The organism is Pseudothioclava nitratireducens, from assembly GCF_029210495.1.
Lineage (GTDB): Bacteria > Pseudomonadota > Alphaproteobacteria > Rhodobacterales > Rhodobacteraceae > Pseudothioclava > Pseudothioclava nitratireducens.
This window is the reverse complement of the sequence record NZ_JARGDK010000008.1, coordinates 87,783-109,728: the sequence shown is the minus strand read 5'-3', so window position 1 is coordinate 109,728 and position 21,946 is coordinate 87,783. Positions and strand designations below refer to the sequence as shown.

Here is a 21,946-nt window from a genome sequence, read left to right as displayed (position 1 = left end):
ACCTTCCAGCGCGCAAAAATTGACCGCGAGAGCCGAAACTTCGCGCCAGCGATTCTTGCAATCTGGAAAACCTCATCCGCCCGAGCAGTGGCATCAAAGGGGGATTCGAGATCCTTATGTCATGGAACTGTAGCACAAAAAGCGCGCATTTCAAAGCGCGGCGATTGCCACCTGCTTGACGCCCCCGGCATTCCGGGGCGCTTTGTCGCAGTCTTGCCGAAAAGTTACCGTTAGGTCAAGCGCCGCGGAGTGCGAATCGCGAACCTGCCCGGATCAGTCGCCTGCACCCGGTTTTTCCGAGAAGTACTTCTCAAGCTTGCCGGTCTCGCCGTCATATTTCTCGGCATCCGGCATCGGGTCTTTCTTCTGGGTGATAACCGGCCAGAGTTCCGAGTATTTCCGGTTGAACTCGACCCATTCATCCATGCCCGGCTCGGTATCGGGGCGGATCGCATCCGCAGGGCATTCCGGTTCGCAAACGCCGCAGTCGATGCATTCGTCGGGGTGAATCACCAGCGTGTTCTCACCCTCGTAGAAGCAGTCCACCGGGCAAACTTCGACGCAGTCGGTGTATTTGCAGGCGATGCAGTTATCGGTGACGACATAGGTCATGGGACAACCCCGGCTTGGAACGGTTTTGGGTTTCCTATCCGGGCTGGCGCGATCAATCAAGACATCGCGCGGCGGTAAGTCCCGGATGCGGCGATCTGGCCCGGTTTCAGGATGGCTGTTCGCCTGCTGCGTCCTCAGGCGAAACGCGGGTTTCACCGATTTCAACGTAGAGCGCCTGCGCCTCGCTCGCCGGCCCACGTCGCGCACCGCAGGCAAGGATGCGCAGCACGCGCGGATGGCCGCCAAAGGCGAAGGTCAGCACATCGCCCTCGCCCACCGCGCGGCCCGGCTTGTCGATGCGCTGGCCGTTCACGCGGACGCGCCCGGCCTGCACCATCTCGCTCGCCAGCCCGCGCGTCTTGCAGAAACGCGCGTGCCAGAGCCATTTGTCGATACGGATGCGCTCTTGCGCGTGGGTCACTTCTTGTCCTTGAGCGCCGCCAGCACGGCGAAGGGGTTGTCCGGATCAATCGGCTTTTCCTTGCGCGGCGGACGGGCCTCGAAGGCGCGCGGGCCCTCATTGTGCGGCTTGCCGCCCTTGCCCTTGGCGGGCTTGCCACGCGGCTTGCCGCCCTTGTTGCGCTCGGTCCGCTCACCACCCTTGCCCTCGGGGCGTGCAGGGCGTGCGCCGCGCGGACGCGGGGCCCAGGTAAAGGTGTAGAACACTTCGGTTTCGGCTTCGGCCGGAGCACCCTCGTCACTCGGGGTCGGCTCGGCTGCCGGGGCCTCGGGCGCCTCGGCCCCCTCGGTGGCAGCCGCTTCTTCCGGCGCCGGAGCGACCGGGCGCTGCTTCTCGCGTTCGCCCTTTTCAGCCTTATACCCAAGGCCCTGCATCAGGTCCGCGAATTGCTCAAGCGTCATGCCCGTGATCGAGAGCATATCCGGATTGGCCTCAAAGCCGCCCCGGCTGTCCTGCCCGCGCATCAGATCGGCGAGCCGTTCGAGCATGTCGATCCGGATCGCACGCGCGCCCGCCGGGCGATAGCCCGACAGCAGATAGGTCGCGGCGGGGATCGCCTCGATATTGGGGATCGTCACCAGACCGGGCGGCGGGCTTTCAGGGAATTCATCGGCCCCGTCCCAAAGCGAGGCCAGCACCAGCCGCAGGCGGGTCGGCGCGGGCTTCAGGAGTGCCGGCATGAAAATCGTGTATTGGCCAAAGCGCACACCATGCTTGCGCAGGCTACCGCGCGACTCCTGATCGAGGTCCTTGACCTCGGCGGCGACTTTCTCGCGCGCCACGATGCCCAGCTCTTCGACCAGGCGGAACGCAAAACCGCGCGCAAGACCCGTCAGCGCCTCGTCCCGGCCCATCGCCAGAAGCGGCTCGAACAGGGTCGCAACCTTGCGGTCGATGAAATGCTGCAAACGGCGTTTGACCTTCTCGGCCACATCCGCACCCGCCTCTTCGTCGACGAACGCCTCGACCGTGGGCTTGAGCGCATCGGCGCCCTTCACCAGCTTGCCGACAGCGATCTCACCCCACATCAGGCCACCCTGCTCGGTGAAGTCCATCTCGGTATCGGGCGCGTTGTAGAACCGGTCGGCCCGGAGGTTGAACTCGGGGCGCAGCGCCTCATAGGCCGCGCGCGCCAGCATTTTCGCCTCATCGGGCGAGCTGGTGCCGTCCTGTTGAAAACGGAACCCATCCAGACGGCCGGCGAATTCGCCCTCGACCATCACCTCACCCTTGTCGTTCACCTCGGCCACGAGGGTCTCCTTCTGCTTGAGCCGGCGCAACAGCACAGAGGTGCGCCGGTCCACAAATCGTTGGGTCAGAGCGCTGTGCAACGCATCCGACAGGCGGTCTTCTACCGCGCGCGTCTCTCCGCGCCAATGGCTTTCGTCATCGACCCAGCCCTTGCGCTGCGCCACATAGGTCCATGTGCGGATAAATGCCAATCTTTTGGACAGGGCGTCGATCCCGCCATGGGTCTTGTCGATCCGGGCGATCTGCCCCGCCAGCCAGTCACTTGGCACACCTTTACCCGCCTGCAGGAACCCGAAGATCCGCGCCAGAAGGGTCGCATGTTCAGCCTCGGAAATCGAGCGGAAATCGGGAATACGGCAGACATCCCACAGCAGGCGAACGTCGGAGGGATGGCGCACGCGGTCGATGATCTCCGGTATCTCCGAGAGCGTCTTGAGCGCGCGCAGGTCATCGGCCTCGCGCCCACGGGTCAGCCATTCGTTTTGCGGATTTTCTTCGAGCGACCGGATCAGCCGATGCATCGTGCCGAATTCAAGACGGCTGTTGCGCCATTGCAGGCGCTGGATTGGGGCAAAGCGGTGCCCCTCGATGGCGTCGATCACCTCTTGCGGGAGCGGGCGCGCCTCGCCGGTGACGCCAAAAGTGCCGTCCTGCGTGTGGCGGCCCGCGCGGCCTGCAATTTGCGCCAGCTCATGCGGGAAGAGCGCCCGCATCCGGCGCCCGTCGAATTTGGCCGTAGCGCCAAAGGCCACGTGCTCGATATCGAGGTTGAGCCCCATCCCGATGGCATCGGTGGCGACGAGATAATCGACATCGCCATTTTGATACATCTCGACCTGCGCGTTGCGTGTGCGCGGGCTGAGCGCCCCCATGACAACCGCGCATCCGCCCTTCTGGCGGCGGATCAGCTCGGCAACGGCATACACATTATCAACAGAAAACCCGACAATCGCACTGCGCGGAGGCATCCGGCTTGTCTTTTTCGAACCTGCATAGCGCAGTTCCGAAAACCGGTCGCGGCGGGTGAACTGCACCTTCGGCACCAGCGCGTTGATCGCCCCGCGCATCGTGTCCGAGCCCAGAAACAGCGTCTCATGAAGCCCGCGCGCCGACAGAAGCCGCTCGGTAAAAACGTGCCCGCGCTCGGGATCGGCACAAAGCTGGATCTCGTCCAAGGCGACGAAATCCGCGCCGATGGCATCGGGCATCGCCTCGGTGGTGCAGACCCAATATTGCGTGCGTTCCGGGACGATGCGTTCCTCCCCGGTCACGAGCGCGACGACGCTCGGCCCCCGAAGCGCGACAATCCGGTCATAGACCTCGCGCGCCAAGAGCCGCAGCGGCAAGCCGATCACGCCGGTGCGATGCGCCAGCATCCGTTCGATCGCGTAATGCGTCTTGCCGGTATTGGTCGGCCCCAAAACGGCCGTGATCCGCCCCTCTGCCATGCCGCCTGCCCTTGTTTTCCGGTCCGCGCCCGGACCTCAGATCGCCGTTCCCGCCAGCGTGGTTTCCAGCCGCGCAATCGCGTCTTTCACATCCTGCTGGTGCGGGTTCAAGGCAAAAGAGGCACGGAAGGCGTCGAGCGCTTCATCCTCGCGGCCCATTTCGTCAAGGATCATCCCCAACCCGGCCAGAGCGCCCCAATGGCGCGGCTCCAGGGTGAGCACACGGGCAATATCCGCCATCGAGGGCCCGTAAAGACCGGCGGCAAAATAGGCGGTCGCGCGCGCGTTCCACCCTTCGGCAAAATCAGGCGCGTGATCGGTCAGCGCGGTTAGATGCTCAATCGCGGCGTCGTAATCGCCCTCGTCGAGCGCGTCCTGCCCGCGCTTGAGCAGCAGGTCCATCCCCGGAGAGCCCGAGCGAGACCAAGCCCGGCGGATATCCGACTCGGCGCGCGCCCAGCCCTCGTAGTCAGGATCGGCCAGTTCCTCGAAATAGCGCTCGAGCCCGGCTGTCTCCGCCTGCGCGGTCCCATGGGCCAGCGTGCCCATCAGAATGGACAGAAGAAATGCCGTGACGGCACATTTGTTTATCGCCGGAGCCTCGCGCATAACTAAACTGTAACGCATGTGCCGGAGAAAGCGAGAGCCCGGCCATCACAATCGGAGGAACTCATGAGCGAAGTCATCGAAAAGGCCGTTGCCGCCCTGTCCGCGAAAATGCCGAACGGCTTTTCGTCCACCGCGAAATTCGTGATCGAAGACGAGGGCAGCATCATCGTCGATGAAAACGGCGTGCGGGCGGGCGACGACGATGCCGAGGTTACGCTGACCGCGAATGCCGAAACCTTCCAGGGCATGCTCGAAGGCGATGTGAACCCGACCGCCGCCTTCATGACCGGCAAACTCAAGGTGGACGGCTCGATGGGCCTGGCGATGCAGCTGGGCGCGGCGCTGGCCTGATGCGCGCAGCCCCGTTCCATGGCGACATGGCGCGTGGCCCCGAAGGGGGCGCGGCGATCTGGCTTCGAACGGAGGACGACAGACAACTCCGGCTCGGGCTCTGGCCCGGTCCGGACACTCCGCGCGGAACGGTGTTCATCCTGCCCGGGCGCAGCGAATATATAGAGAAATATGGCCCGGCCGCGACCCGCATGCAGGCCAGCGGCTATGCCAGCCTTGCCATCGACTGGCGCGGGCAAGGGCTTTCGGACCGGCTGCTGGATGACCCGGTCAAGGGGCACATCACCGATTATGCCGAATACCAGTGCGACCTGCGCGCCGTTCTCGATTATGCCCGCGCCCATGACCTGCCGCGCCCATGGCTGATGCTGGCCCACTCGATGGGCGGCGCGATCGGATTACGGCACCTGATGGGCACGCATGACTTCGCGGCCTGTGCCTTTTCCGCGCCGATGTGGGGCGTGCAGGTCCCGCGCGCGCTGCGCGGGATTCAACGTCAGATTGCCGACCGGGTCGACGGGCGCGCCATTGGTCGCAATTACGCGCCCGGCATGACCGCTGACACCTATGTCTATCGCGCGCCCTTTACCGACAACATGCTCACCCGCGATCCCGAAATGTGGGCCTTCATGATCGAACATCTGGCAAAAGAGCCAGGGCTGATCATCGCGGGCGCAACGCTGCAATGGGCGGCGGCCTCGATCCTCGTATGCGCGGAACTGGCGCAGATGCCCTCACCCGATCTGCCCTGCTATACCGGGATCGGCACGCATGAACGGATTGTCCTGCGCCCGCCGGTGATCGAGCGGATGGCCCGTTGGCCGCAAGGTCGGCTCGACGATATCGACGGGGCCGAGCACGAGCTGATGATGGAAATCGCGCCGGTGCGCGACCGCTTCTACGCTGGCTGCGCGGCGCTTTTCGAGCGCGTCACTCCGCAAGTCTGATCTGCGAAAATCCGTCCCGCAGCGCGTTCGACCAGGCTTCGGACATCCGCGCGAAATCCGGGTCCTTGGCTTCGATCCGCCGGCGGCTGGTGACCTGGCAGGCATCGCTCTCGATCACCGCAAGATCGAGCGGCATCCCGACCGACAGGTTGGAGCGCAGCGTCGAATCCATCGACAAAAGCACCGCCTTTTGCGCATCCTCCAGCGATGTATCCCGCGAGACGACCCGGTCGAGAATCGGCTTGCCGTATTTGTGCTCGCCGATCTGGAGGAAAGGCGTGTCCTCGGTCGCCTCGATGAAATTCCCCTCGGGATAGATCAGGAACATCCGCATCGCGCCGCCCTTGCGCTGCCCCGCGACGATCATCGACGCCGCGGTCGAGACCTTGGAGGCGTTCATCTTGTGGTCGATTTCCTGCCGCACGCCAGCAAGCGTGGCGCCGATGATTTCAGCCACCTGAAGCAATGTCGGCGCCAGCATGATCGAGCTTTGCGCGCTGGCCTCGGGGTCTTCGATCGCCTCGGTCAGCCGTGCGATGGTGGTTTGCGTCACCGAGAGCGAACCGGCGGTCAGAATGGTGATGACCCGCTCTCCCGGCTCCTCGAACGTGAACATCTTGCGATAGGTGGCAATGTTGTCGAGCCCCGCATTGGTGCGGGTATCCGACAGCAGGACCATCCCCGCATCCAGCAGCAACCCAACGCAATATGTCATCGCACCCTCTTGGCTCGGATCAACCGGCGCAGATTATTGCTGCACCGCGGCCAAGGCAACTGTGACATCAAGGTTCTCTTGCCCCGCGCCCAGCGCGATCCCCCGAATGGGGGCCGCGTCGCGCGCATCCATCCCCGACCCAAGCCGGATGTAGCGCTCATCCGGGCAGCAGCGATTGGCCGGATCGAAACCGACCCATCCCAACCCATCAAGATAGAGTTCAGCCCAGGCATGGGCCGCCTCATGCGGAGTGCCGTCCTCGGAGGCATAGAGATAACCCGAGACATAGCGCGCCGGGATGCCCTGCGCGCGGGCGGTGGCGATCAGCGCATGGGCATGATCCTGACAGACACCCTCCGCCAGCGCGAGCGCCTCGGCGGCGGTGGTATGGGCATGGGTCACACCGGGTCGGTAGGCGATGGCTTCGGCAATGGCGGCAGCCATCCGGTGCGCCGCATCGAGCGCCCCCCCGCTGCCCGCCAGCGCATCGGCTCCGATCTGGCGCAACGCATGATCGGCTTCGGTGGCGGCGGTGTCGCGCAGATAGGCCTCGGGGGCGATCATTTCGCGGTGACCGCGCAGCACACCGGCCAGATCCGCGGTCTCGACCTGCCCCTCGACGGTGACCACGACCTCGTTCAGCGGTCCACGCACCGACCAGCCTTCGACCTTGTCGCCCGCCCCATCGCGGAAACTCGCACCGCGCAACCCGTTTGCGACCTCGACCTGCCACGAGAGCACGTGCTGTCCCTCGAAGCGCGAAGGAAACAGGCGCAACGACTGCACAGCCGACCGCATCGGCATGTCGTAACGATAGATCGTCTTGTGCTGGACCGTCAGGAGCATCGCGCTTCTCCGCTCAGATAGCCGTCATGAACGAACGAGGAGACCACGCCAACCTCGCGGATGAACCGCGTAAGGAATTCATGCAGCCCCTCATTGAAAATGTCGCTCACACGGGTCTCGGCCAGATCACCGACGATCGCGCGGGCGCGCCGCTGGGCGGGGCCGGAATGGTGGTAGATGCGCCCAAGCGCATCGAGATGCGCCATCGCGGCCTCGGCCGAAGCGATGAGCGAGCGCGGGCTCTGGCGGTTCAGGATCAGGAAATCGGCGATCTTCGCCGCCGTGATCTCGCCGCCATAGGCCCAATGGAACGCCCGATGTGCCGAAAGAGCACGCAAGAGCGTCTGCCACTGGTAATTGTCCAGCTCCGAGCCGACCAGATCGACCGAGGGCAGCAGCACGAAGTATTTCACGTCGATCAGCCGCGCGGTGTTATCGGCCCGCTCCAGCGCCGATCCGAGATTGAGGAAATGGTAGCCGTCATTGCGCAGAAGCGTCGAATCCATCGCGCCGCGCACCATCGCGGTCTGGCGCACGACCCACTCCGTCAGTTCGGTCAACTCGATCTCGGAGCGCGGTTTGCGTTCCAGCGCGCGCAGCTCCTGATAGGCGGTGTTGAGCGCATCCCAGACCTGCCCGGTGAGGGCGGTCCGCACGATGCGGGCGTTCTCGCGGGCGCGTTCGAGACAGGACACGACCGAAGAGGGGTTGTCGCGGTCGAAGAACATGTAGCTCTCGATATTGCGCTGCACCGGGTCGCCATATTTGGCCTTGAACCCATCGGCCGTGCCCGACGCATGCAAGAGGCTCTCCCATTCGCTGCGATAGCCGTGGCCCGCCGAGGGGATCAGCGCGATCCGCGCCCCCACCTCAAGCAGCCGCGCCGTGGTTTCGGCGCGCTCCAGATAGCGCGCGATCCAGAACAGATTGTCAGCCGTCCGGCTCAGCATGTCATCACTCCGCCAGAACCCATGTATCCTTGACCCCCCCGCCCTGCGACGAGTTCACCACCAGCGACCCTTCGGTCAGCGCTACCCGCGTCAGCCCGCCGGGCACGAGCGAGACCTGCTCGCCGACCAGACAATAGGGCCGCAAATCGACATGACGCGGGGCGATCCCCTCCTCGACGAAGGTCGGCGTCGTCGAGAGCGCGAGCGTCGGCTGCGCGATATAGTTATCGGGGTCCATCTCGATCTTGGCGCGAAACGCCTCGATCTGATCCTTGGTGGATTTCGGCCCCACGAGCATCCCGTAACCGCCCGATCCATGGACCTCTTTCACGACCAGCTCACCCAGATTGTCGAGCACATATTTCAGGTCATCCGCCTTGCCGCATTGCCATGTCGGCACGTTTTGCAGGATCGGCTCCTCGTCCAGATAGAACCGCACCATCTCGGGCACGAAGGTATAGATCGCCTTGTCATCGGCAACGCCCGCGCCCGGCGCCGAAGCAATCGTCACCCCACCCGAGCGGTAGACATCCATCAGCCCCGGCACGCCCAGCATCGAATCCGGGCGGAAGCAGAGTGGATCGAGGAACGCATCGTCGATCCGTCGGTAGATCACATCGAGCTTCTTCGGGCCCTCGGTGGTGCGCATCCAGACAAACCCGCCCTCGACGAAAAGATCAGCGGCCTCGACCAGTTCGACGCCCATCAGATCGGCGAGGAAGCTGTGTTCGTAATAGGCCGAGTTGAAATGGCCCGGCGTGAGGATCGCGATGGTGGGCGCGCGGTCGCATTTCTCCGGCGCCACGCTGGCCAGCGTGCGGCGCAGCAATTCGGCATAGCCATCGACCGGTGCGATCCGGTTCTCGCGGAACAACTGCGGGAACATGCGCATCATGATCTCGCGGTTTTCGAGCATGTAGCTGACGCCCGACGGCGTGCGGCAGTTATCTTCCAGCACAAAGAACTCATCCGGCCCGGTGCGCACAAGATCGACGCCAACGATATGGCTGTAGATGCCCCGCGGCGGCGTGAAGCCGGACACCGCGTGCTCATAGGCCTCGTTCTGATAGACCAGCCGCGCCGGAATGCGGCCCGCACGCACGATCTCGCCACGCCCGTAGACATCGCGCAGGAAGGCGTTGAGCGCCCGCGCACGCTGCTTCACCCCGCGATCGAGTTTACGCCACTCATCCTGCGCAAAGACACGCGGAAACATATCGAAAGGAATGAGCCGGTCCGGGTCGCCGCCCTCGCCATAGACGGCAAAGGTGATTCCGATGCGGCGGAACAGCGCCTCGGCCTCGGCCTGTTTCATCTGCCGCAACTCGGCGGGCATGGACCGTATCCAGCTTTCCAGACCGGCATAAGGGGCGCGCACTGCGTCGCCCTCATACATCTCGTTGAAATACTGCGTCATCGCTGATGATTCCTCTCGCCTTGCTCAAAGGCTAGGCACCGCGCGGCGGAGTTGGAAGCGCAAGGGGAGCATAACGTGCGACACCAGAGGAATTTCGCACAAAAGTCGACCGTGCGCACATTTTTTAATCAACCTGTCATGACCGAACCCCGCCGCGCCGCAACCCGCCGCCCTTGCAACGCCCCCCTGCCTGCCCCTATCTCTGAAGCTCAACCGAAGAAGAGGATCTCATGCCCATTCGCCTGCCCCAGCCCGTTTTCGACGCCAACGCAACCGCCGGGGGATTTGGCGATCTGCCGGACTGGGATCTGAGCGATCTCTACACCGCCCCCGACGCGCCTGAATACGCGCGTGACATGACGTGGCTCGAGGAAGAATGCGCCCGCTTCGCCACCGATTACGAGGGCAAGCTGGCCACACTCGACGCGGCGGGCATGGGCGAGTGCATCCGCCGCTACGAGGCGATCGAGACCACGGCGGGCCGGATCATGTCCTATGCGGGCCTGCGCTACTATCAGAATACGGTCGATGCCGAACGCGCGCAATTCATGGCCAACGCGCAAGACAAGATCACCAATTTCACCACGCCGCTCGTGTTCTTCTCGCTCGAATTCAACCGGATCGAGGACGCGCATTATGAGGCGCTTTTCGCCGATGCGGCCATCGCGCGCTACAAGCCTGTCTTCGACCGGATGCGCGCGATGAAGCCGCACCAGCTCTCGGATGAGCTTGAGAAATTCCTGCACGATCAATCCGTTGTAGGGGCCGCCGCATGGAACCGCCTCTTTGACGAGACGACCGCCGCACTGGAATTCACCGTGCAGGGCGAGGTGTTGAACCTTGAAGCCACGACCACACTTTTGTCGGATCATGACCGCGCCCGCCGCGAGGCGGCCGCACATGAACTGGCCCGCGTCTTCCAGGACAAGATCAAGCTCTTCTCGCGCGTCCACAACACGCTCGCCAAAGAGAAAGAGGTCGAGGATCGCTGGCGCAAGATGCCGACCCCACAATATGGCCGGCACCTGTCGAACGATGTCGAACCCGAGGTCGTGGAGGCCCTGCGCAACGCCGTCGTCGCCGCCTATCCGCGCCTGTCGCATCGCTATTATGCGCTCAAGGCGAAATGGCTCGGCCTCGACAAGCTTCAGGTCTGGGACCGCAACGCGCCGCTGCCGACCGAAGCCCCGCGCACGATCCAGTGGGACGAGGCCCGCGACACGGTGATGACCGCCTACGCGGCCTTTGATCCGCGCATGGCCGAGATTGCCGAGCCGTTCTTCGACAAAGGCTGGATCGACGCGGGCGTGAAGCCGGGCAAGGCACCGGGCGCCTTTGCGCATCCTACGGTGACCACGGTCCACCCCTACGTGATGCTCAACTACCTCGGCAAACCGCGCGATGTGATGACCCTTGCGCATGAGCTGGGTCACGGCGTCCATCAGGTTCTGGCCGCAAAACAAGGCGAGATGCTGTCGTCCACGCCGCTGACGCTTGCCGAAACCGCATCCGTCTTTGGCGAGATGCTCACCTTCCGCAAGCTGCTGGAGGCCGCGAAAACCAAGGAAGAGCGCAAGACACTGTTGGCCGGCAAGGTCGAGGACATGATCAACACGGTCGTGCGCCAGATCGCCTTCTATGATTTCGAGTGCAAGCTCCACGCCGCGCGGCGCGAAGGCGAGCTGACCCCCGATCAGATCAACGAACTGTGGATGTCGGTGCAGGGCGAAAGCCTCGGCCCGGCCTTTGAATTCATGCCGGGTTACGAGACCTTCTGGGCCTATATCCCGCATTTCGTCCACTCGCCCTTCTACGTCTACGCCTATGCCTTCGGTGACGGGCTGGTGAACGCGCTCTACGCCGCCTATGAGGCCGCGCCTGAGGGCTTCCAGGACAAGTATTTCGCAATGCTGGAGGCGGGCGGCTCCAAACACCACAAGGCACTGCTCGCGCCCTTTGGCCTCGATGCCAGCGATCCGGCCTTCTGGGACAAGGGTCTGTCAATGATCGCGGGCTTCATCGACGAGCTGGAGGCGATGGAGGACTGATCCCTCCGCTGGATAGGATAAAGGGCGCGCCGGAACTCCCCCGCGCGCCCTTTTTCATGCGCCACAGCGCTTAGTCGAACAGATGCTCGACCTCGAACCGTGTCAGGCGCTGATGCGCGAGCGGCCCGAAGCCCGAGAGACCATGCATCTGCGGAAACAACCCCTCGAACAGCGAGAGCATCCGCGGGTCGATCATGCCCTCGATTCCTTCGCCGGGATGATAGCTCTCAACCTCTATCCCCATCACCCGGATCGCTGCCTGCCGTTCGAGCACGAGATGATAGGCACTCACCGGGGCTGCGGGCGTGACTTCGATCACGCTCACCCCATCCACAAAGGCGCGCGCCGGCACAAAGGCGGCATCCAGCCCGAATTGCCCTTGCAGGCGCGAGTCCCGCAGGCAGATCCGGGCACGCGGCCCCAGCACAAGATCGGGCATCGGACGCCCCGCCCCGAACGCGTCCGCGGTGATCCGCGTCAGAGTGACGGGTTTGTCGTCCGGCTCAGGCGAGTGACCAGGGTAGAGCGTCATAGAACCCACCCATGTCACAGCGACAAAGCTGCCATCGGCCACCAGCACACGCATACCCGGAACGACATCCTCGACCGCCACAGGCCCCATATCGCTTTGCAGCACCGCACCCCGCGCGAGAGCCGAAAATGCCTCTTCGAAAAGCGGTGTGGCCGGCGCGATTCGAACGGTCGAGTCGATGTCGCCATTGCGGCACAGCCACATCGCCTCATAGCGGCGCGTCAACGGCATGGAACGCGGCGGGCGACGGTCCGCCTCGGTGGGCAGATGGGGCGATTTGATCCGGGGCAACCTTGCGGGCAGCGGGGCCACGGTATCGGCCTCAGCGGGGGCAGAACCCACCGACGCGCGATGTAGATAGGACATGCGATCAGCCTTTCGGTCTGGTCACATCTGCAATGGCCCCCACCACGCGCAGACAGACACCCACAAGATGCCCGCATCAAAAGCGAAGGTCAAATTTTCAAAAGAAAATATAGGCTTATTGAGATCAATGCCCGACCAACCCCCATGATTGTTTCAGACCCCAGACCCATAATCGCGTTCTGCAATGCGAAAGCCACCGGGTGTGACGACTTACCGTCCGGAGATTCGGGGAATCATCTGGCCGGGGTTGGCAGCCCCCGGCCAAGTCCCTAGCCGCGCGCGCTCACTTGGGCGCGACGCGAAGGCTACGGACGATATTCGGAATGGATCAGGAAGCGCGCAGGGCGCGAGGCTTCTGGGCCTCTTCACGGCGCGCAATCGTTGCGGCGCGACGCGGACCGCGGGCCCAAGGCATCTGTACGTCGCATTTCGCGGCTTCGGCGATCACGTTGGTCATCCAGCGGCGGTTTTTCTTCGGGGTCATGGTCTGCTCCTGCCTAAAGGCGATTTCGGTTCGGGTCTGGCGCCCGTCTGACCCCTTTATCGCAACGCAATGCGGCACTGTTTTGGCAGATCGTTATTTTTCTGGAGCACCGTTTCGGAACGATTGTGACCGCGTCATTGTTTCCCAAACGGCTAAAATACGGGGATTGTGGGCGTCAACTTCGCGTTTCATTCATAATTGGGGCACAAACTGGGCACGGCAGATCGCAATCCCGCCCGAATCGCACGCGTGTGGCGCACACTCCGACTCAGAGCCGGATCACCGAGATCAGCCGACCGTAATCGGCCTCTTTCTGATGCGTGGTGCGGCGGTAGGAATAGAACCGGTCGGGGTCAGCATAGGTGCAGTGACGGATCCACTCCGCCGAGCCAACGCCAGCCTCGCGCAGACGATGCAGCCCGAAGGACGGAAGATCGAAGAGCGGCTTGTCATTCGGGCCTTGCGTGAAGAAACGCTGATAGTCCGGGTCCTCGACAGTGAATTGCTCCATGAAATCCCAGCCGACCTCATAGGCGCTCTGCGAGATGCAAGGTCCGATCACCGCCGCGATATTCGCGCGATCCGCGCCCAGCGCTTCCATCGCGTCGAGCGTGTTTTCCAGCACCCCGTCGAGCGCGCCCCGCCAACCCGCATGGGCCGCGCCAATCACGCCGGCCTCACGATCCGCAAACAGCACGGGCTGGCAATCGGCGGTGAGGATACTCAGCACCAGCCCCGGTGTGCGCGTCACCAGCGCATCCGCCTCGACGCGCCCCTCGAGCGGTGCATCGACCGTCACGACATCGGCGGAATGCGTCTGATACACGCCCACGAGCGCCTTGGGCTCCGAGTCCATCGCCGTTGCGACACGCTCGCGGTTGACGCTCACCGCCTCGGTCTGGTCGCTCGAACCATGCCCGCAATTCAGCCCAGCGAACACGCCAGAAGATGCCCCACCTCGCCGGGTGAAAAACCCGTGCCGCACGCCATCGAGCGCCGGAGAAGTCAGGATTTCGAGTGTCATCGGCATGATCGAACCCGTGGGTTAACTGGCGTCGAAGCCCGGCGGCAGCGGGGCATGTTCGGGGTAGATTGCGAGGCTTTTGAACAGGTGACCCATTTCTTCGGGATGGGTCAAGCGCCGATGCGCCGCGATATGAGATTGCAGGGCCTCACCGCTGAGCTTGCCCGCAAGCGCCTGCGCCCGCGCCGTGATTCCGAGCCGTTCCAGCACCACCCCTTGCGGCATGAGCGCCGACACCGCAGCCCCCGCGCTTTGGGCCGCCTGTGCCAGCGGCTCGAAATCGACATGGGCCGTGAGGTCCGCCTCGCCCGGATGGGCAAAGGGGTCTTCGGGCTGATGCCCGCGCAGCGCCTGAAACGTATCGCCAAGGCTGTGCCAGCCGCCATAATCGAAGATCAGCGCGACGCCGCCTGCGGCCGCGATCCGCCCACCGATCTGACCCGCGATCGGCGGGGCGGCCGGACAAATCTCGACGAAGCCACCATCCGGGGTGTCCAGCAGGCGGCCCTCCAGAGCGGCCAGCGCGGTCGGCGGCGCACGCCCCGGCACCAGCTTCCCCTCGACCAGACCGACCTGACGCTCGCACCACATCATGTCGATGCGCTCGAATTGCCGGATCGGCAGGGCGTCGAAGAACTCGTTCGCCACGACATAAAGCGGCCCGTCGGGCAGGGTCTCGATGCTGTCATGCCACTGCACCAGATGCCCCGATAGCCGCACTTCCTGAGCCGCGCCCAATGTGGGCGAGGCCTCGACCAGATGGATCTCCGCCGCGTCCAGCATCCCCGGAACGCCCCTCATCGCGCGCAGCATATCCGCCATCAACGTGCCGCGCCCCGGACCCAACTCCGCCAGCAAGAAATACGCGGGCCGCCCCTGATCGAGCCAGACCTGCGCAAGGCACAGCCCCAGCATCTCACCGAACATTTGACTGATTTCGGGGGCGGTGGTGAAGTCGCCCGCGTGCCCAAGCGGGTCGCGGGTCGTGTAATAGCCATGCGCGGGATGGAGCAGGCACTCGGCCATGTAATGGTCGAGCCGCATCGGCCCCTCGGACGCGATACGCCGCGCGAGGATATCGCCCAGCGGCGTCATATGCGTGCCCCTCGCAGCGCCCGGGCTGCGAACCAGATCCCTGCGGCAATCATCGGAAGCGACAGGATCTGCCCCATAGTCAGTCCGCCAGCACCGATCTGAAGCGCGTAGCCCATCGGATTATCAAGCGTAACGAATTGCGCATCCGCCTGCCGGAACAGCTCGACGAAAGCGCGCGACAAACCGTAGCCGATCAGGAATACACCGAGCAGCAGTCCCGGACGCCGCAATCCGCCCCGCGCAAGCAACACCCAAAGGATCGCGCCAAGAAGCAGTCCTTCCAGTCCCGCCTCATAAAGCTGCGAGGGGTGACGCGCGCAGGCACCGTCCACCTGCCCCGCGATGCCAAGACACATCTGCGCCTCGGGCACCGGGAAGATCACACCCCAAGGCGCGTCAGTCGGACGTCCCCAGAGTTCAGGCTTGATGAAATTGGCAATCCGTCCCAGCAAAAGCCCGATCGGCGCAACCAGCGCGAAGGCATCGGCAATCGCCAGCGGCGGGATCGCATTGCGGCGGGCAAACCAAAGCCCCGCCAGCACAACGCCCAGAAAACCACCATGGAAGGACATACCGCCCTCCCAGACCCTCAGGATCTCCAGCGGGTGCGACAGGTAATAGCCCGGCTGGTAGAACAGCACGAAGCCCAGCCGCCCGCCCAGGACGACGCCCACGATCACCGCCGTCAGCAAATCCTCGACCCGGCCCGGCTCCATTGGCGCCTGTCCGCCCCAAAGCGCAGGGCGCTTCATCAGGGCTACGATAATCCGCCAGCCCGCGATGAGCCCCGCAATATAGGCCAGCGCGTACCAGCGGATCGGCAGGTTCAGCACCGGGATCACAAAGGCATTCGGGTCGATATCGGGAAAGGGTATGGCCATGACGCTCCTCGTATCCGCGCGCAACACACATTGCGGCGCGGGCGAAGTCAACCTTGTCTCTGCCGCCCGCCCGGCCCATATAGGGCGAAACAGTTATTCCCGACCCGGAGGCCGCAGATGCAAGCGCCCAACAAATTTTTCGACGAGATGTCCAAGATCATGACCAATGCGATGGGCGTGGCGCAAGGTGCCAAGTCCGAAGCCGAAACCGCAATGAAATCTTGGATGGACCGCTGGCTGGCGGATCGCGACTTCGTCACCCGCGAGGAGTTCGACGCGGTCAAGGCGATGGCCCAGAAGGCCCGTGAGGAGAATGAGGCGCTGAAGGCCCGACTCGACGCGCTCGAAACCGAGGCTGCCCCGAAAAAGACGACCCGCGCGAAAAAAGACGCCTGATCGTCACGCTGCTCCAAATATCCCCGCCGGAGGCCTGCAACAGATATTGCGGGGGCCTCCGGCGGGGATATTTATTGGCAGACTGACAGATCAGTCGATCGGCACGGCCTTATGCAGCGCGCCGTTAGGCTTATAAAGACGCAGCTCGCCCTGATCGGTGAGCACAATCGTATAGTCGCGCGCGAAGGTGATCGCGGCGGGGGCCGCGCCTTCGGGGAGCGTGATCGCGTCGGGCAGCGCGGGCATCGGGGCTTGGCCCGGCAGGCGGATGACAAGGATCGCCACAATCGCTACAAGACCCGCAATCATCGTCGCGGTCAGCACCGTCACCAACAATTTGAGAAAGCGGATCTCGGGGACCGGGGTCTCGTCGGAAGGCATCATGTCGGACATGGAAGAGCGTATCCTTCGGGTGGTGATCGGGGAAAACCCGCCTGCCCGTCTTGATAAGGCCTTGGCGGCCCATGTGCCAGAGGAAGCGGCGCTGTCGCGCTCGCGCCTCGCCAAGCTGATCGCCGAAGGCTCGGTGCGCTGCAATGGTGCGCCGGTCACCGATCAAAAGTCCAAGGTTGCCGAAGGCGATGTGTTCGAGATCGAACTCGAAGCACCGCGCCCGGTCGAGACCGTCGCGCAAGACATCCCGCTGACCGTTCTGTGGGAGGACGAGGACCTGATCGTCATCGACAAGCCTGCGGGGATGGTCGTGCACCCTGCCCCCGGCACCAACGACGGCACGCTGGTCAACGCGCTTTTGCATCATTTCGGCGGCAATCTGTCTGGCATCGGCGGCGAGGCGCGCCCCGGTATCGTCCACCGCATCGACAAGGACACTTCGGGCCTCCTGGTTGTTGCGAAATCGGATCGCGCGCATCACGGGCTGGCCAAACAGTTCGAGAAACACACGGTGCATCGGCACTACCTAGCCGTCTGTCATGGCGTGCCGGACGCCGCCGACCCACGCCTGCGCGGCACCCGCGGTGTGAGCTTCGAGGCGGGCAATGTGCTCAAGGTCACCTCGCAACTCGCGCGGCATAAGACCGACCGCCAGCGTCAGGCGGTGATCTTCGATGGCGGGCGTCACGCGGTAACGCGCGCCCGCGTCGTCGAGGATTTCAACAGCGCGGCAGCCCTCATCGACTGCTGGCTGGAGACCGGGCGCACCCACCAGATCCGCGTCCACATGGCCCATGCCGGTCACGGGCTGATCGGCGATCAGACCTATGGCGGGCGGCGCAAGCTGCCGGCGAAACAGATTGGCGAGGCGGCGGCGCAGGCGGCGGCCAGCTTCCCGCGTCAGGCGCTCCATGCGGCAACGCTGGGCTTCGTGCATCCGGTGACCGGCGAGGAACTCTCCTTCTCGTCGCCCCTGCCCGATGACCTCGAAACGCTGATCGAGACGCTGCGCGCGGGATCGCCCAAAAGCTGAACCGTTTCGTTCAAAATTGCGTCAGCCGACCTTGTGCCGCGACGGAAAGCGCTTCATCATCCGTTCAGAACCCGTGTGCTAGGGAGTAGCGCCGAACCAAAGCGGGTCTGCCTGCGTTATGCTTGAAACGGACACAGGCAATCCCCATATCGCGCTGTCTCGATCAGGGAGAAAGGTCGACGATGACGAATTATACCAACCTGCCAGCCCCCAGTCCCGAACAGGGTCTGAACCGCTATTTGCAGGAAATCCGGAAGTTTCCGCTTCTGGAGCCGGAAGAAGAATACATGCTCGCCAAACGCTGGGTCGACCATCAGGACGCGGAAGCGGCGCATAAGATGGTGACCTCGCATCTGCGGCTCGCGGCCAAGATCGCCATGGGCTATCGCGGGTATGGCCTGCCTCAGGCCGAAGTGATCTCGGAGGCGAATGTCGGTCTCATGCAGGCCGTGAAGCGCTTCGATCCCGAAAAGGGTTTCCGCCTCGCAACCTATGCGATGTGGTGGATCCGCGCGGCCATCCAGGAATACATCCTGCGCTCGTGGAGCCTCGTGAAGCTCGGCACCACCTCGGCGCAGAAGAAGCTGTTCTTTAACCTGCGCAAGGCCAAGGCCAAGATCGGCGCCTACGAGGACGGGGATCTCCGCCCCGAGAACGTGGCACAGATCGCCAAGGACCTGAACGTCACCGAGGAAGAGGTCATCTCGATGAACCGGCGCCTGTCGGGCTCGGACGCCTCGCTCAACGCGCAGGTCGGCTCGGCCGATGGTGAAAGCGCCGCGCAATGGCAGGATTGGCTCGAGGACGAGGACGCGGATCAGGCCGAAGCCTACGCCGAGGCCGATGAGCTGGAGGCGCGGCGTGAGATGCTGCTCGCGGCGATGACGGTGCTCAACGACCGCGAAAAGGACATCCTGATGCAGCGCCGCCTGCGCGACGATCCGGTCACGCTCGAAGACCTGTCCTCGCAATATGGTGTCTCGCGCGAGCGCATCCGCCAGATCGAAGTGCGCGCCTTCGAAAAGCTGCAGGAAGAAATGCGCAAGCTTGCCAAGGAAAAGGGCATGACCATTCCGGCGTGACGCCACGCTGCGCAGACTGACACGCAGGCGGGTCCCGTTGGGGCCCGCCTTTTCATCTGAGCTTTCAAAACGCACCCCTTGCCCAAGCGCCGAGCCTGCCCCTATGGTAGCGCTCACACAAGGGAGGGCCCCATGAAACCGCTCAATTTCGGCATTCTCGGCGCGGCGAAATTCGCGCTCGAACATATGGGGCCCGCGATTCACGCCGCGAAAGGTGCGCGGCTCACAGCCCTTGCGACCAGCTCCGAGGAGAAGTTCGCAGCCTTCCAAAGCTTCGCCCCCGATCTGCGCCGCCACGACAGCTACGAAGCCCTGCTCGCCGATCCCGAGATCGAGATCGTCTACATCCCCCTGCCCAACGCGCTTCATATCGAATGGGCCAGCAAGGCTCTGGAAGCGGGCAAGCACGTGCTATGCGAAAAGCCGCTCGCGCTTAACGCTGCGGATATCGACCCGCTGATCGCGCTCCGCGACAAGACCGGTCTCTTCGCTGCCGAGGCCTATATGATCGTGCATCACCCGCAGTGGAAACAGGTCCGCAAATGGCTCGACGCGGGCGCGATCGGCACGCTGCGCCACGCTGATGTCGCCTTCAGCTTCAACAACCCCGACCCCGAGAACATCCGCAACCGACCCGAAACCGGCGGCGGCTCGATCCCTGATATCGGCGTCTATGCCTATTCCTCGGTGCGCTACGCCGCGCGGGCCGAGCCGACCAAGCTGCATTCGATCATCCACCGTGAGAACGGCGTGGACGTCTTCGCTCAAGTCATTGGCGAGATGCAGGGCCCCAAGGGCAGCTTCACCTATGGCGCGATGACCTCCACCCGCATCGCGCCGCGCCAGCAAGTCGTCTTCCAAGGCGATGCCGGGCTGATCCGTGTCGTGACCCCGTTCAACGCGGGCGTCTTCCGCGAGGCCGAGATTCAACTCGAACGCATGGGCGAACCGACACAGACCATCCGCTACCCGATGGCAAACCAATATGTCCTGCAAGTCGAAAACGTCGTCCGCACGATCCGCGAGGGCGCGCCCTACCCTTGGACGCTCGAAGACGCTCGCGCCGGGCAGGCCATGATCGATCAGGTCTTCGCCAGCGAGATCTGATCGTCAGTCTGCCGCAAATATCCTCGGGGGTGAATGGCCGCAGGCCAGAGGGTGCAGACAGCCCCCTGCCTAGCCTCAGGCCAGTTTGGCAAGACGCTCTTCAAGCACCTCGAACGGCACGCCCGGCTCATCCTTGGCGCAGCGGATCACCAGCGAGGTCTTGACGCTCGCCACATTCTCGGCGGCGGTCAGTTCACTGGTCAGGAAGCTCTGGAACGAGCTCAGATCGGGGGCCGCGCATTTCAGCACGAAGTCGATCTCGCCATTGAGCATGTGGCATTCACGGACGAGCGGCCAATTGCGGCAGCGCTCCTCAAAGGCCGAGAGATCGCTCTCGGCTTGGCTGTGCAGCCGAACCATGGCGAAAACCTTGACTTCGAAGCCCAGCTCGCGCGGGTTAACATCGGCATGATAGCCGCGAATATAACCCGCCTCCTCCAGCGTGCGCACCCGGCGCAAACAGGGCGGCGCGGAGATGCCTACGCGTTTGGCCAACTCGACATTGGTCATGCGACCGTCGGCTTGGAGCTCGGCCAAAATCTTGCGGTCGATTTCGTCAAGCTTGGTGCTGGCCATGTCATCCTCTCTGAACCTGTGGCGGAACTTACCCGCCACTGAGATCATGCGCAATAATATTTCGCCCAGCTTGCCGCAAGAGCAATTCTGCCGCGGACATGGGGGCTTCCCCCGCCGTTCCGCTCTGACTATATCGCTAGAGACAAATTCAGGAGGCGCGCCATGAGCGAGACGAAAAAGACCAAGGTTCTGATCATCGGGTCCGGACCCGCCGGCTACACGGCGGCTGTCTATTCTGCGCGCGCCATGCTTGAACCCGTTCTGGTGCAGGGCCTGCAACCGGGGGGCCAGCTCACCATCACCACCGAAGTCGAGAACTGGCCGGGCGAGACCCACGTTCAGGGCCCCGATCTCATGGTCAAGATGGAGGAGCACGCCCGCGCGATGGGCGCCGAGATCATCTCGGACTATATCAGCGCGCTCGACCTCTCGAAGCGCCCCTTCACCGCTCAGGGCGATTCGGGCACCGTTTATGAGGCCGATGCCGTGATCCTTGCGACCGGCGCACAGGCGCGCTGGCTCGGCCTGCCCTCCGAAGAGAAATTCAAAGGCTTCGGCGTCTCGGCCTGCGCGACCTGCGACGGGTTCTTCTACCGCGGCAAGGAAGTCGTCGTGATCGGCGGCGGCAATACCGCCGTCGAAGAGGCGCTGTTCCTGACCAACTTCGCCACCAAGGTCACGCTGATCCACCGCCGCGACAGCCTGCGCGCCGAAAAGATCATGCAGGACCGCCTGTTCAAGAACCCCAAGGTCGAAATCCTCTGGCACAACACGGTCGAGGAAGTGCTGGGCACCGAGGCACCGCTCGGTGTCACCGGCGTGCGTGCGAAGAACGTCAATACCGGCGAGGAAACCATCGTGCCTTGCGACGGTTTCTTCGTGGCGATCGGCCACGCGCCCGCCTCCGAACTGGTCAAGGATCAGCTCGAGCTGCATCACGGCAATTACGTCAAGGTCGAGCCGGGCACGACCCGCACCTCGATCCCCGGCGTCTTTGCTGCGGGCGACCTCACCGACCACGTCTATCGGCAGGCCGTCACCTCGGCGGGCATGGGCTGCATGGCCGCGCTCGACGCCGAACGTTGGCTGGCCGAACAGGACGACTGATCCCGGGACGGAGCCGGGGCGAACAGACGCCGCGGATTCTCCGGACATACAGGACAAAACCTTCACCAACCGCTCCGAGAGGCAAAAACTTGCCCAAGATAGATGCTGCGGCGCGGCATCATGGGCTTTTTTGGTCTGATTGACCGTGTTCTGCTTGAATTTCGACACATATGCGGGCTAAGCCGCCCCAAGCCCCCCTGGGGTGTATGGTAAAGC

The 21,946-nt window shown here is 63.7% G+C and carries 23 protein-coding genes; 8 read left to right on the top strand and 15 right to left on the bottom strand.

Annotation, left to right across the window (positions count from 1 at the left end; all coding sequences use genetic code 11):
• Positions 1-273: 273 nt before the first annotated feature.
• From fdxA to P0X85_RS11055, 4 genes are all read right to left on the bottom strand, one after another.
• Positions 274-612, bottom strand: coding sequence for a ferredoxin FdxA (gene fdxA, locus P0X85_RS11070; RefSeq protein WP_275812916.1), 339 nt, complete (start codon positions 610-612; stop codon positions 274-276).
• Positions 613-718: 106 nt separating this feature from the next.
• Complete coding sequence (locus tag P0X85_RS11065) at positions 719-1,033, bottom strand: RNA-binding S4 domain-containing protein (protein WP_275812913.1); 315 nt, start codon at positions 1,031-1,033, stop codon at positions 719-721.
• Positions 1,030-3,771: a helicase-related protein gene (locus P0X85_RS11060; protein ID WP_275812909.1), complete on the bottom strand. Its 2,742-nt coding sequence runs from the start codon at positions 3,769-3,771 to the stop codon at positions 1,030-1,032. Before P0X85_RS11060 ends, P0X85_RS11065 begins: the two co-directional genes overlap by 4 nt.
• Positions 3,772-3,807: 36 nt before the next feature.
• The gene (locus P0X85_RS11055) at positions 3,808-4,320 is read right to left on the bottom strand and encodes a tetratricopeptide repeat protein (RefSeq protein ID WP_275812906.1); all 513 of its coding nucleotides are present in this window, start codon (positions 4,318-4,320) and stop codon (positions 3,808-3,810) included.
• Positions 4,321-4,443: 123 nt separating this feature from the next.
• Between P0X85_RS11055 and P0X85_RS11050 the strand changes: the two genes are divergently transcribed.
• Positions 4,444-4,731 carry an SCP2 sterol-binding domain-containing protein gene (locus P0X85_RS11050; protein ID WP_275812902.1) on the top strand — a complete coding sequence of 96 codons (288 nt, stop codon included), beginning with the start codon at positions 4,444-4,446 and terminating at the stop codon, positions 4,729-4,731.
• Positions 4,731-5,678 carry an alpha/beta fold hydrolase gene (locus tag P0X85_RS11045; protein ID WP_275812899.1) on the top strand — a complete coding sequence of 316 codons (948 nt, stop codon included), beginning with the start codon at positions 4,731-4,733 and terminating at the stop codon, positions 5,676-5,678. The genes P0X85_RS11050 and P0X85_RS11045 overlap by 1 nt, the downstream gene beginning before the upstream one ends.
• Here P0X85_RS11045 and P0X85_RS11040 read toward each other — a convergent pair.
• Genes P0X85_RS11040 through P0X85_RS11025 form a run of 4 tightly spaced genes read right to left on the bottom strand, consistent with a single transcriptional unit; the run spans position 5,662 to position 9,606 of the window.
• On the bottom strand, positions 5,662-6,393 hold the full coding sequence (locus P0X85_RS11040; RefSeq protein ID WP_275812896.1) for a proteasome-type protease: 732 nt from the start codon (positions 6,391-6,393) through the stop codon (positions 5,662-5,664). The genes P0X85_RS11045 and P0X85_RS11040 overlap by 17 nt on opposite strands.
• Positions 6,394-6,426: 33 nt before the next feature.
• A complete protein-coding gene (locus tag P0X85_RS11035) occupies positions 6,427-7,239 on the bottom strand; it encodes a transglutaminase family protein (RefSeq protein WP_275812893.1) in 813 nt (270 codons plus the stop codon).
• Entirely contained in the window at positions 7,230-8,189 is a 960-nt protein-coding gene (locus P0X85_RS11030) for an alpha-E domain-containing protein (protein ID WP_275812890.1), read from the bottom strand. Before P0X85_RS11030 ends, P0X85_RS11035 begins: the two co-directional genes overlap by 10 nt.
• Before the next feature lie 4 nt (positions 8,190-8,193).
• Positions 8,194-9,606 carry a circularly permuted type 2 ATP-grasp protein gene (locus P0X85_RS11025; RefSeq protein ID WP_275812887.1) on the bottom strand — a complete coding sequence of 471 codons (1,413 nt, stop codon included), beginning with the start codon at positions 9,604-9,606 and terminating at the stop codon, positions 8,194-8,196.
• A gap of 230 nt (positions 9,607-9,836) precedes the next feature.
• Between P0X85_RS11025 and P0X85_RS11020 the strand changes: the two genes are divergently transcribed.
• Positions 9,837-11,654, top strand: a complete 1,818-nt coding sequence (locus tag P0X85_RS11020; RefSeq protein WP_275812884.1) for a M3 family oligoendopeptidase — start codon at positions 9,837-9,839, stop codon at positions 11,652-11,654.
• Positions 11,655-11,724: 70 nt separating this feature from the next.
• Here P0X85_RS11020 and P0X85_RS11015 read toward each other — a convergent pair whose 3' ends face one another.
• From P0X85_RS11015 to lgt, 5 genes are all read right to left on the bottom strand, one after another.
• Positions 11,725-12,552 carry a Hint domain-containing protein gene (locus tag P0X85_RS11015; RefSeq protein WP_275812881.1) on the bottom strand — a complete coding sequence of 276 codons (828 nt, stop codon included), beginning with the start codon at positions 12,550-12,552 and terminating at the stop codon, positions 11,725-11,727.
• Between the two features lie 328 nt (positions 12,553-12,880).
• Positions 12,881-13,036, bottom strand: coding sequence for a hypothetical protein (locus tag P0X85_RS11010; protein ID WP_275812878.1), 156 nt, complete (start codon positions 13,034-13,036; stop codon positions 12,881-12,883).
• 268 nt (positions 13,037-13,304) lie between these two features.
• Complete coding sequence (gene pgeF / locus P0X85_RS11005) at positions 13,305-14,060, bottom strand: peptidoglycan editing factor PgeF (RefSeq protein ID WP_275812943.1); 756 nt, start codon at positions 14,058-14,060, stop codon at positions 13,305-13,307.
• Positions 14,061-14,081: 21 nt separating this feature from the next.
• Positions 14,082-15,155 carry a class I SAM-dependent methyltransferase gene (locus tag P0X85_RS11000; RefSeq protein WP_275812874.1) on the bottom strand — a complete coding sequence of 358 codons (1,074 nt, stop codon included), beginning with the start codon at positions 15,153-15,155 and terminating at the stop codon, positions 14,082-14,084.
• Entirely contained in the window at positions 15,152-16,036 is an 885-nt protein-coding gene (lgt, locus tag P0X85_RS10995; RefSeq protein WP_275812871.1) for a prolipoprotein diacylglyceryl transferase, read from the bottom strand. The genes P0X85_RS11000 and lgt overlap by 4 nt, the downstream gene beginning before the upstream one ends.
• 117 nt (positions 16,037-16,153) lie before the next feature.
• Between lgt and P0X85_RS10990 the strand changes: the two genes are divergently transcribed.
• Complete coding sequence (locus P0X85_RS10990; protein ID WP_275812867.1) at positions 16,154-16,432, top strand: accessory factor UbiK family protein; 279 nt, start codon at positions 16,154-16,156, stop codon at positions 16,430-16,432.
• A 90-nt stretch (positions 16,433-16,522) separates the two neighbouring features.
• Here P0X85_RS10990 and P0X85_RS10985 read toward each other — a convergent pair whose 3' ends face one another.
• On the bottom strand, positions 16,523-16,825 hold the full coding sequence (locus tag P0X85_RS10985; RefSeq protein WP_275812864.1) for a DUF6476 family protein: 303 nt from the start codon (positions 16,823-16,825) through the stop codon (positions 16,523-16,525).
• Between P0X85_RS10985 and P0X85_RS10980 the strand changes: the two genes are divergently transcribed.
• The 3 genes from P0X85_RS10980 to P0X85_RS10970 all read left to right on the top strand — a co-directional run bounded on the left by P0X85_RS10980 (position 16,824) and on the right by P0X85_RS10970 (position 20,047).
• The gene (locus P0X85_RS10980; protein WP_275812940.1) at positions 16,824-17,858 is read left to right on the top strand and encodes an RluA family pseudouridine synthase; all 1,035 of its coding nucleotides are present in this window, start codon (positions 16,824-16,826) and stop codon (positions 17,856-17,858) included. The two genes, P0X85_RS10985 and P0X85_RS10980, sit on opposite strands and share 2 nt — an antisense overlap.
• A gap of 182 nt (positions 17,859-18,040) precedes the next feature.
• Complete coding sequence (gene rpoH / locus P0X85_RS10975) at positions 18,041-18,940, top strand: RNA polymerase sigma factor RpoH (protein ID WP_275812861.1); 900 nt, start codon at positions 18,041-18,043, stop codon at positions 18,938-18,940.
• A gap of 132 nt (positions 18,941-19,072) precedes the next feature.
• On the top strand, positions 19,073-20,047 hold the full coding sequence (locus P0X85_RS10970) for a Gfo/Idh/MocA family protein (RefSeq protein WP_275812858.1): 975 nt from the start codon (positions 19,073-19,075) through the stop codon (positions 20,045-20,047).
• A gap of 75 nt (positions 20,048-20,122) precedes the next feature.
• Here the strand turns inward: P0X85_RS10970 and P0X85_RS10965 are convergent, their stop codons facing one another.
• Positions 20,123-20,623, bottom strand: coding sequence for an Lrp/AsnC family transcriptional regulator (locus P0X85_RS10965; RefSeq protein WP_275812855.1), 501 nt, complete (start codon positions 20,621-20,623; stop codon positions 20,123-20,125).
• Positions 20,624-20,785: 162 nt separating this feature from the next.
• Between P0X85_RS10965 and trxB the strand changes: the two genes are divergently transcribed.
• Positions 20,786-21,730, top strand: a complete 945-nt coding sequence (gene trxB / locus P0X85_RS10960; protein ID WP_275812852.1) for a thioredoxin-disulfide reductase — start codon at positions 20,786-20,788, stop codon at positions 21,728-21,730.
• The last annotated feature ends 216 nt before the right edge of the window (positions 21,731-21,946 follow it).